8 protein-coding genes are annotated in these 9,076 nt (G+C 31.9%); 4 read left to right on the top strand and 4 right to left on the bottom strand.

Annotated elements, in window-relative coordinates; translation table 11 throughout:
• Positions 1–138: 138 nt before the first annotated feature.
• Positions 139–2,001 (bottom strand): ABC-F family ATP-binding cassette domain-containing protein, encoded by a 1,863-nt coding sequence (locus tag B5E75_RS11240; protein WP_087359278.1) that lies wholly within the window; start codon positions 1,999–2,001, stop codon positions 139–141.
• Between the two features lie 119 nt (positions 2,002–2,120).
• On the opposite strand from B5E75_RS11240, the gene B5E75_RS11235 reads away from it, so the two are divergent.
• Genes B5E75_RS11235 through B5E75_RS11225 form a run of 3 tightly spaced genes read left to right on the top strand, consistent with a single transcriptional unit; the run spans position 2,121 to position 5,733 of the window.
• Complete coding sequence (locus B5E75_RS11235) at positions 2,121–4,040, top strand: aconitate hydratase (RefSeq protein WP_087359276.1); 1,920 nt, start codon at positions 2,121–2,123, stop codon at positions 4,038–4,040.
• Entirely contained in the window at positions 4,040–5,032 is a 993-nt protein-coding gene (locus tag B5E75_RS11230) for an isocitrate/isopropylmalate dehydrogenase family protein (RefSeq protein ID WP_087359274.1), read from the top strand. The genes B5E75_RS11235 and B5E75_RS11230 overlap by 1 nt, the downstream gene beginning before the upstream one ends.
• A gap of 11 nt (positions 5,033–5,043) precedes the next feature.
• Positions 5,044–5,733 carry a GntR family transcriptional regulator gene (locus tag B5E75_RS11225; RefSeq protein ID WP_087359272.1) on the top strand — a complete coding sequence of 230 codons (690 nt, stop codon included), beginning with the start codon at positions 5,044–5,046 and terminating at the stop codon, positions 5,731–5,733.
• Positions 5,734–5,765: 32 nt separating this feature from the next.
• Here the strand turns inward: B5E75_RS11225 and B5E75_RS11220 are convergent, their stop codons facing one another.
• From B5E75_RS11220 to B5E75_RS15100, 3 genes are read right to left on the bottom strand one after another with little or no spacing between them, the layout of a single operon-like run.
• Positions 5,766–6,182: a DUF4143 domain-containing protein gene (locus B5E75_RS11220; protein WP_143746963.1), complete on the bottom strand. Its 417-nt coding sequence runs from the start codon at positions 6,180–6,182 to the stop codon at positions 5,766–5,768.
• 36 nt (positions 6,183–6,218) lie between these two features.
• A complete protein-coding gene (locus B5E75_RS11215) occupies positions 6,219–6,710 on the bottom strand; it encodes an ATP-binding protein (protein WP_087359268.1) in 492 nt (163 codons plus the stop codon).
• Complete coding sequence (locus B5E75_RS15100; protein ID WP_087359285.1) at positions 6,673–6,987, bottom strand: AAA family ATPase; 315 nt, start codon at positions 6,985–6,987, stop codon at positions 6,673–6,675. The genes B5E75_RS11215 and B5E75_RS15100 overlap by 38 nt, the downstream gene beginning before the upstream one ends.
• Positions 6,988–7,587: 600 nt before the next feature.
• On the opposite strand from B5E75_RS15100, the gene B5E75_RS11205 reads away from it, so the two are divergent.
• Positions 7,588–8,982 (top strand): 6-phospho-beta-glucosidase, encoded by a 1,395-nt coding sequence (locus B5E75_RS11205; RefSeq protein WP_087359266.1) that lies wholly within the window; start codon positions 7,588–7,590, stop codon positions 8,980–8,982.
• Positions 8,983–9,076: the final 94 nt, after the last annotated feature.

Raw genomic sequence — 9,076 nt, 5'->3', positions numbered from 1 at the left:
TGGAGCCTCAAAATTTGCATATTTGGAACGAAGTCATCCACGACAATAGATATAATACCATATATTTTTCTATTTGAAAACTAAAAGCTGTTGACTTTTTACTTTGTCAACAGCCTGAAATGGATTAAAGAGTTATCTTTAATCCATTTGCATATTTTCCCATTGTTCTAGAAGATCTTCAAGTTGACGATTTGTTTCATCGATGTTTTGAGTGACTTCGTTATATTTTTTATAATCATTTAAAACATCTTCTTGTTGGAGTTGATGATTGAAATCTTTTATTTGTTCTTCCAAATGAGAGATTTCTTTTTCTATCTTTTTGATTTGATTTTGATGTTTACGTTGTAATGATTGGGCTTTTTTGTTTTCTATATAAGATTGATTTTTTTCTTTTGTTTCTTTGGTTTCTACTTTTTTATCTAAGTATTGTGAGTAATTTCCTGTATAGACATGACATCCATGAGCGTTCATTTCAACCACCTGTGTGGCAAGTTTATTAATAAAATAACGGTCATGACTAATAAATAAGATTGTTCCTTCAAAAGATAATAAAGCATCTTCTAAAACTTCTTTAGATTCAATATCCAAATGATTAGTTGGTTCATCAAGAATCAAAAAATTACAACGTGACAGCAAAAGTTTCATTAAAACGATACGTCCACGTTCTCCACCAGATAAAACATCAATTGTTTTAAAGACATCATCACCTTTAAATTGAAAAGATGCACAGGCATTTCTAATTTCCGTGTTATTCATTTGGGGATATGTATCACTAATTTCCTGAAAAATAGTTTTATGGAATGATAATGATGTATGTTCCTGATCATAGTAACCAATCATAACTTTTGTTCCTAATTTGATTTTACCAGAAGTCGGCATATAATCATTTAAAATAAGATGAAATAATGTTGTCTTCCCAATACCATTAGGCCCAATTAAAGCGACACGTTGCTGCTTTTTGACTTCAAAGCTGATATGTTCAAATAAAGGTTTATCAAATGCCATCGCTAAGTCTTTGACTTTGAGAACATCGTAGCCTGATTCTACTAAAGGTTGAAATTGAATACGTATAGCTTGTGGCAGGGCATCTGGTTTTTCGACTTTTTCCATTTTTGCGAGTGCTTTTTCTTTACTTTCAGCACGTTTGACCTGTTTTTCACGATTAAATGACTTTAATAAATCAATGCTTTCCTGCATACGTTTGATTTCTTTTTGATTATCAATATAATGTTTTAATTCAACTTCACGATTGTGCTTTTTAATGATAGCATATTCTTGGTATGAACATTTATAAGTTGTGGCTTTGCCGTGTTCAATTTCTACAATCTGATTAGAAATTTGATCAATGAAATAACGGTCATGAGATACCATAATAATGGCATGAGGATAGTTTTTTAAATAATTTTCCAGCCATTCAATGGATTCTACATCTAAATGATTGGTTGGTTCATCTAAAAGTAAAAGGTCTGGTTTTAATAATAATAATCTTCCTAAAGAAAGACGTGTTTTTTGCCCACCGGATAAAATAGAAATAGGCATATCCCACATAGATTCATCAAAACCTAAGCCTTTTAAAACACCTTTGATTTGACTTTGGTAGCTATAACCATCCTGACTTTCAAATTCATATGTTAAGCGTTCATATTCATCCATAATAGAATCTAAATGTTGATGAGAGGACATTTGTTGTTCAAGTTCACGAAGACGCTTTTCTTTCATGATTAAGGATTGAAAAACATCCTCTAATGCCTGATAGACAGTCAAATTAGGATTGAGTGTATTATGTTGTGATAAATAGCCTATTTTGGTATTTTTAGGCATAAAGATTTCACCGCTGTCATAACTTTCCTCACCACAGATGATTCTTAATAAGGTTGTCTTACCAGCACCATTGACACCAATAATAGCTAATTTATCATGTTTTTCAATTTTAAAAGTAATATCTTTAAGTAAATCAGTTCCCTGAAATGATTTTTTTAAAGATGAACAAGCTAGTATCATATTTATCACCTTGTCCATTGTAACATACATCATTGAAAATATAAACTCTAAAAGTTATTGTTGATTGTTTAAACATAACCTTGTATAATTGTATACAATAAATATAAGGGGTGATCAAAATGAATTTAGCATATAAAGTTTTACAGGCACATTTAAAAGAAGGAGAGTTAATTCCGGGAACACCTATTTGTATAGGAATCGACCAGACATTAACACAGGATTCTACAGGAACAATGGCTTATCTACAGTTAGAAGCCATGGATACAGGAAAGGTGGCAGTTGAAAAAGCTGTGGCTTATATTGATCATAATATGTTGCAGACGGGATTTGAAAATATGGATGATCATGAGTTTATTCGTAGTGTGGCGAAAAAGCATGGGATTACTTTTTCTAAACCGGGAAATGGTGTTTGTCATCAGTTACAGTTAGAAAATTTTTCAAAACCAGGAAAAACATTAGTCGGTAGTGATTCACATACACCAACTTGTGGGGCGATGGGAATGATTGCGATTGGAGCTGGTGGATTGGATGTTGCAGTGGCTATGGCGACAGGAAAATATTATTTACAATGCCCAAGTGTAATTCAAGTGAATTTAACAGGGAAGAAAGCTTCTTGGGTGAGTGCTAAAGATATCATTTTAAAGATTTTACAAATCTTGAGTGTCAAAGGTGGTGTCAATAAAATTGTTGAGTATACAGGGGAAGGTATCGCTTCATTATCTTTAACGGATCGAGCAACTATTTGTAATATGGGAGCTGAACTTGGAGCAACAACATCTATTTTTCCTACTGATGAAAGAACTTTAGAATATTTAAAGCAACAAGGTCGAGAAGAAGATTATGTTGAATTCAAAGCAGATGCAGATGCAAAATATGATGAAAGATTGGATATTGATTTATCAACATTGGAACCAATGGTTGCAAAACCTCATAGTCCTGATGCTGTTGTGGCAGTCAAGGAATTAGAAGGAATGCATATTCATCAGGTGGTTATTGGTTCATGTACGAATTCATCATTTGCAGATATGATGCGTGCAGCTAAGATTTTAAAAGGACGTAAAGTGGCTGATCATGTGTCTTTAGTTATTGCACCGGGTTCTTCGAGTATTTTGGCTATGTTATCACAAAATGGAGCTTTGGCTGATATGATTCATGCTGGCGCAAGAATCTTAGAATGTGGATGTGGACCATGTATTGGTATGGGACAGGCCCCTCTTTCTCAAGGGATTTCTTTAAGAACAATTAATCGTAACTTTAAGGGACGTTCAGGAACAAATGATGCTGGAGTGTATCTCGTATCACCAGAAGTGGCAGCTCTTTCTGCGATTAAAGGATATTTATCTTGTCAGTTTGAAGATGATATGTCTTTAGATGAAGTACCAATGACGCCATTTATTAAAAATCAGAATTTCTTTATTGATGAATATGATCCACAAACAGAAGTTTATATGGGACCAAATATTAAACCTGTTCCTCGTGGTGAAAAATTAAATGATGATATTCAAGGAAAAGTTGTATTAAAAGTAGGGGATAATATTTCAACCGATCATATTGTTCCATCAGATTCAAAACTTTTACCATTTAGATCAAATGTCCCTCATCTTGCGAAATTTGCTTTTTCAAAAGTGGACGATCAGTTCTATACAAGAGCGAAGGAAAATCATGGTGGATTTATTGTTGGGGGAGATAATTATGGACAAGGTTCTTCAAGAGAACATGCTGCTTTAGTCCCTAATTATTTAAAGATTAGAGCTATTTTTGCTTTATCTTTTGCAAGAATTCATCGTTCTAATTTGATTAATAATGGTATTTTACCGATTGTGATTGATCAGAAAGGTTATGATTTCTTTAATGAAGAAGATGAATATGTATTATTGAATGTTAAAGAATCAGTTGAAAAAGATGAACCCATCATTGTTCAAAATGTTCAAACAAAAGAAACTTTATCAACACAGTTGACTTTAGCACCTAGAGAAAAAGTGATGATTTTACAAGGTGGTTTATTAAATGCGATTAAAGAATTGGGAGGGGATTTTTAATGAAAGCTGTTTTAATTCCAGGAGATGGAATAGGACCAGAGATTGCTGAAAGTATTAAAGATATCACAAAAGCAATGAATTTAGATATTGAATGGTTAGAATATCGCGCGGGAGCTGAATATGCCAAAGAAACAGGAGAAGTGTTTGAACCAGGATTGGTAGAAGCTATTGAGCAATATAAATGGGCTTTAAAAGGTCCAACAGCCACACCTATTGGAACTGGTTTTAGAAGTGTGAATGTGGCTTTAAGACAAAAATTTGCCACATATGCTAATGTTAGACCGATTCGTTCTTTTAAGGGTGTTGAATCAAGATATGAAAATATTGATCTGGTCATCATTCGTGAAAATACAGAAGACCTTTATAAAGGTATTGAATATAAACTGAATGAGAATATGGCTAATGGAGTGAAATTAATAACAAGAGAAGCCAGTGAAAAAATTTGTCGTTATGCCTTTGAATATGCGAAAATCAATCAGCGTCATAAAGTGACAGCTGTTCATAAAGCCAATATCATGAAATATACCGATGGACTTTTCTTGGAGGCTTTTAGAGATGTTGCTAAATATTATCCTGATATTGAAGCACAGGAAGTCATTGTTGATAATATGTGTATGCAGCTTGTTTTAAGACCGGAAACTTTTGATGTTCTGGTTGCACCTAATTTATATGGCGATATTGTTTCTGATTTATGTGCTGGACTTGTTGGAGGACTTGGTTTTGCGCCTAGTGGAAACATTGGAGATGAATATCGTATTTATGAGGCTGTTCATGGCAGTGCCCCAGATATTGCTGGACAAAATATTGCTAACCCAAGTGCATTATTATTGGCTTTTGCGTTAATGTTAGAAGATTTAGGGAATATTGAAGCAGCGAAGACATTAAGAGATGCTTTAGCAAAAGTTGTTGAAAAACAGGAAGTTGTCACTCCTGATATTGGTGGCCATGCTTCAACTACAGAATTTGTTCAAGCAATCATAAATGAATTATAGGAGGGAAAGCAATGCCATCACATAGTTTATTTGAACATGTATCACATGGCTCTTTAGGAAATAAGATATTTGATATTTTAAGGGATCGTATTTTAAATGAAGAATACGAACATGGACAGAAGTTAAATGAATTAGCTTTGGCTAATGAGCTGAAGATTAGTCGTACTCCAATTCGTGAAGCTTTAAAACAATTGGAATTAGAAGGACTTGTTGAAAGTATTCCTAATAAAGGAGTCTATGTGAAGGGATTTTCTCCACGTGATATTGATGATATGTTTGAAATTCGTTGTGCTTTAGAAGGATTAGCTATTCAGTTGGCTATTGATAGAATGGATGAAGAACATCTGGCTAAGATTAAAGATGTTTTTGAACTCATGGAGTTTTATACATTAAAAAAGGATCAGGAAAAAATTAATGATTTAAATATTTTATATCATGAAACAATTTATCAAGCGACACAATCTCAATATTTTGAACAATTATTAAAAGATGTTCATTATTATGTATCAGTGACAAGTCGTCATTCTATTACACAACCAGAAAGATTAGAAACAGCCATTCAAGAGCATCGTGCGATTTTAGATTCGATTGTATCTGGAGATAAAAAATTAGCTAAAGAGACTATTCAAAAACATATTAGAAAAACACAGACGCTTGTTCGTGCTTATTATGCTAATAAGAAAAGGAAAAATGATAAATAAAAAGGAATGTCATTTCAACTGACATTCTTTTTTTATGGTAAAATAGGCTTTTCTTTATTAAAAATAAATTCAAGTGTATATAATGGGTAATAATGTACATTTTGAGAATTTTCACCAATATTTTTTTGAGAAAATTTCAAAGCTAAGGAAGGATTGTATTTTTTTATAAAATTATTAAATGATGTTGATGCTGTGTTACGTGATGATTTGACTTCAATAGGAGTTACTTCTCCTTGATAATAAATGATAAAATCGATTTCCTGTGATTGCGAAGGTTCATAATAATAAGTTTCTTTCTTTTTTGAATGAAGTATTTGGGCAATGATATTTTCATATAGAGCACCTTTGAAATATCCTAAATCTCCCAAAATCAGTGCTTTAATGACAGCTTCATCAAATTGGGATATAAGAAGACCAGTATCTGCCATATAAATTTTAAATATATGCAATTCTTTGTTGACTTCTAACGGAATATCTGGATTTTTTTATCTATATGTTTTGATAATAAGTCCACTGTCTTTCAACCAATCAAGACTTGATTCATAATAGCGTGCATTTCCACCTTTTTTGATTAATTTATATTGAAACTTCTTATTTTCTTTAGCAAGTTGAAGAGGTATAGAATCATAACATTCTCTTGCTTTTATTTTTTCAGAACCATGAGCATATTTAAGCATATCATTTCTATAGTCATCAACAATCTGTCTTTGAACCATCAAAGCTTCTCTATAGGATTTTGTCTGAAAATAGGTCTGTACAACTTCTGGCATGCCGCCAATAATCATATAGTCTTTAAAGAACTGATTAAATTTTTCATGAATTCCAGTAGGAATAGACTTATGATTTTCAATCGATTGATAAATAATATCAATGACAGATGGATTGATCCTCATTGCATCAATGAATTCTAGAAAAGTTAATGGATACATCTCCCATGTTTCAACATAGCCAACTGGAAATGAAGAACTTGATGCCACAAGCAATACCTAGCATACTTCCAGAACAGATAATATCACATGGAAAATTTTCAGAAAGAAATTTTAAAGCTGTAAAAGCATCACTGCATGCTTGAATTTCATCTAAAAAGAGTAAAGTATTCTGATCAAACTGAATATTTATATATGTTAATTCAAGATATTGTAATAAATCATGAGAGGTTTTTGTTTGTTTGAAAAGTTCTTGAAATTCGTTATCTCTTTTAAAATTAATTTCAACTAGATTTTTATAATTGTTTTTAGCAAATTTTCTAATGATATAAGTTTTACCTTTATGTAAAGCTTTACATAATGGAAAGTGCCTACTGGATAGATTCCATTAATAGTAGAATCTTTTAAAACTTCCATTATAGAGTAGTAGAGTGGTACTTTTCCTATCATTAAATATCCTGGTATATGAATAAAAAAATTATGATCATTGTATTGCATACATAGGGAAACATATGGATTAAGAATTATTAAAAGAAGAATGAGGAAAAACATTTTATATGAAGAAATGGCAAAATGCTTAAATATGTCAGCTTCAACATTTTATGGAAAAGTCGGTAATCAAACATATCTTTTTTTATTAGAGATGATGACATAATTAAGAAAAGTTTAATATCAATCATAAAGCTACAATATAAAAGAAAAAGGAATGGTCATGAGAGGTGAGAAAACGTATTAGTTTCTTTTAGAACTTTTTTAATTATAGTATTGATTTTGTAACTTATAAATTCATTTTTATATGTATTTATTAACACTATATCACGGAAAATCAATGTTTTTCATATAAACTCTTTTCAAGAAATGAAAATAATATGCAAAGTGAGCTTTTTGATATTATACTATATGTAGTAAATACAAGGAGGAAAAAATAATGGAAAAGAAACCTGTAAAAATTGTCACAATTGGTGGAGGAAGTAGTTATACTCCTGAATTGATGGAAGGATTTATTAAAAGATATGACGAACTTCCAATTAAAGAAATTTGGTTAGTTGATATTGAAGATGGAAAAGAAAAACTAGAAATCGTTGGAGCAATGGCTCAACGTATGTGGGATGCTTCACCATATGATGTCAAAGTACATTTAACTTTAGACCGTAGAGAAGCTTTACCTGGAGCAGACTTTGTCACAACTCAATTTAGAGTGGGATTATTAAATGCCCGTGTGAAAGATGAAAGAATTCCTTTCTCTTATGGAATGTTGGGACAAGAAACAAATGGTGCTGGAGGAATTTTTAAAGCTTTCAGAACAATTCCAGTGATTTTAAGTATTGTAGAAGATATGAAAGAATTATGTCCAGATGCATGGTTAATTAACTTTACAAATCCAAGTGGAATGGTCACTGAAGCTGTTATGAAATATGGAAAATGGGATAAAGTGATTGGTTTATGTAATGTTCCTGTAGGAGCAATGATGAAAGAACCAGAAACAATTGGAAAAACTTTAGACCAGTTAACATACAAATTTGCTGGATTGAATCACTTCCATTGGCATAAAGTTTTTGATGAACACGGAAATGAAGTGACTCAACAAATTATTGATGCTATGTATGAAGGAAAAGATGGAGGAATTCCAGCTAATATTCATGATATTCCATTCTTTAAAGAACAACTTGATACAATGCAAATGATTCCATGTGGATATCATAGATATTATTATCGTCAAGAAGAAATGTTGAAACATGGACTTGAAGAATATAATACAATTGGAACAAGAGCACAACAGGTTAAACAAACTGAAGAAGAATTGTTTGAATTATATAAAAATCCTGATTTAGATCATAAACCTGAACAATTAGCAAAACGTGGAGGAGCACATTATAGTGATGCTGCCTGTGAAACAATTGCTTCTATCTATGCCAATAAGAACACACATATTGTTGTCACAACAAGAAACAATGGAGCAGTGCCTGATTTACCAGTAGAAGCAGCTGTCGAAGTTTCTTCATTCATTGGAGCTACAGGAGCAAGAGCAATTGCCTTTGGACCATTGCAACCAGCAGAAAGAGGATGGTTACAATGCATGAAAAATATGGAATGGTGTGTAGAAGAAGCAGCTGTTACAGGGGATTATGGAAAAGCATTACAGGCATTTATCTTAAATCCACAGATTCCATCAGGAGCCACAGCAAAAAGAGTATTAGATGAATTATTACTTGCCCATAAAAAATATTTACCACAATTTGCTGATAAGATTGCCCAGCTTGAAGCAGAAGGTGTGACAATCAAAGATGATGTTGCAAGAGAATTAACTGAAAAAGGATTATAATATTGATAAGCACTTTAGTCATTAAGATTAAAGTGCTTTCTTTATATTTTGAATATATCAATTTTTTAAATAAATATAAAAATAAGGTATTGAA

Source organism: Massiliimicrobium timonense (genome assembly GCF_002160865.1).
GTDB lineage: Bacteria > Bacillota_I > Bacilli_A > Erysipelotrichales > Coprobacillaceae > Allocoprobacillus.
The sequence above is the reverse complement of the archived record's forward strand: the minus strand, read 5'-3'. Positions and strand labels throughout refer to the sequence as shown.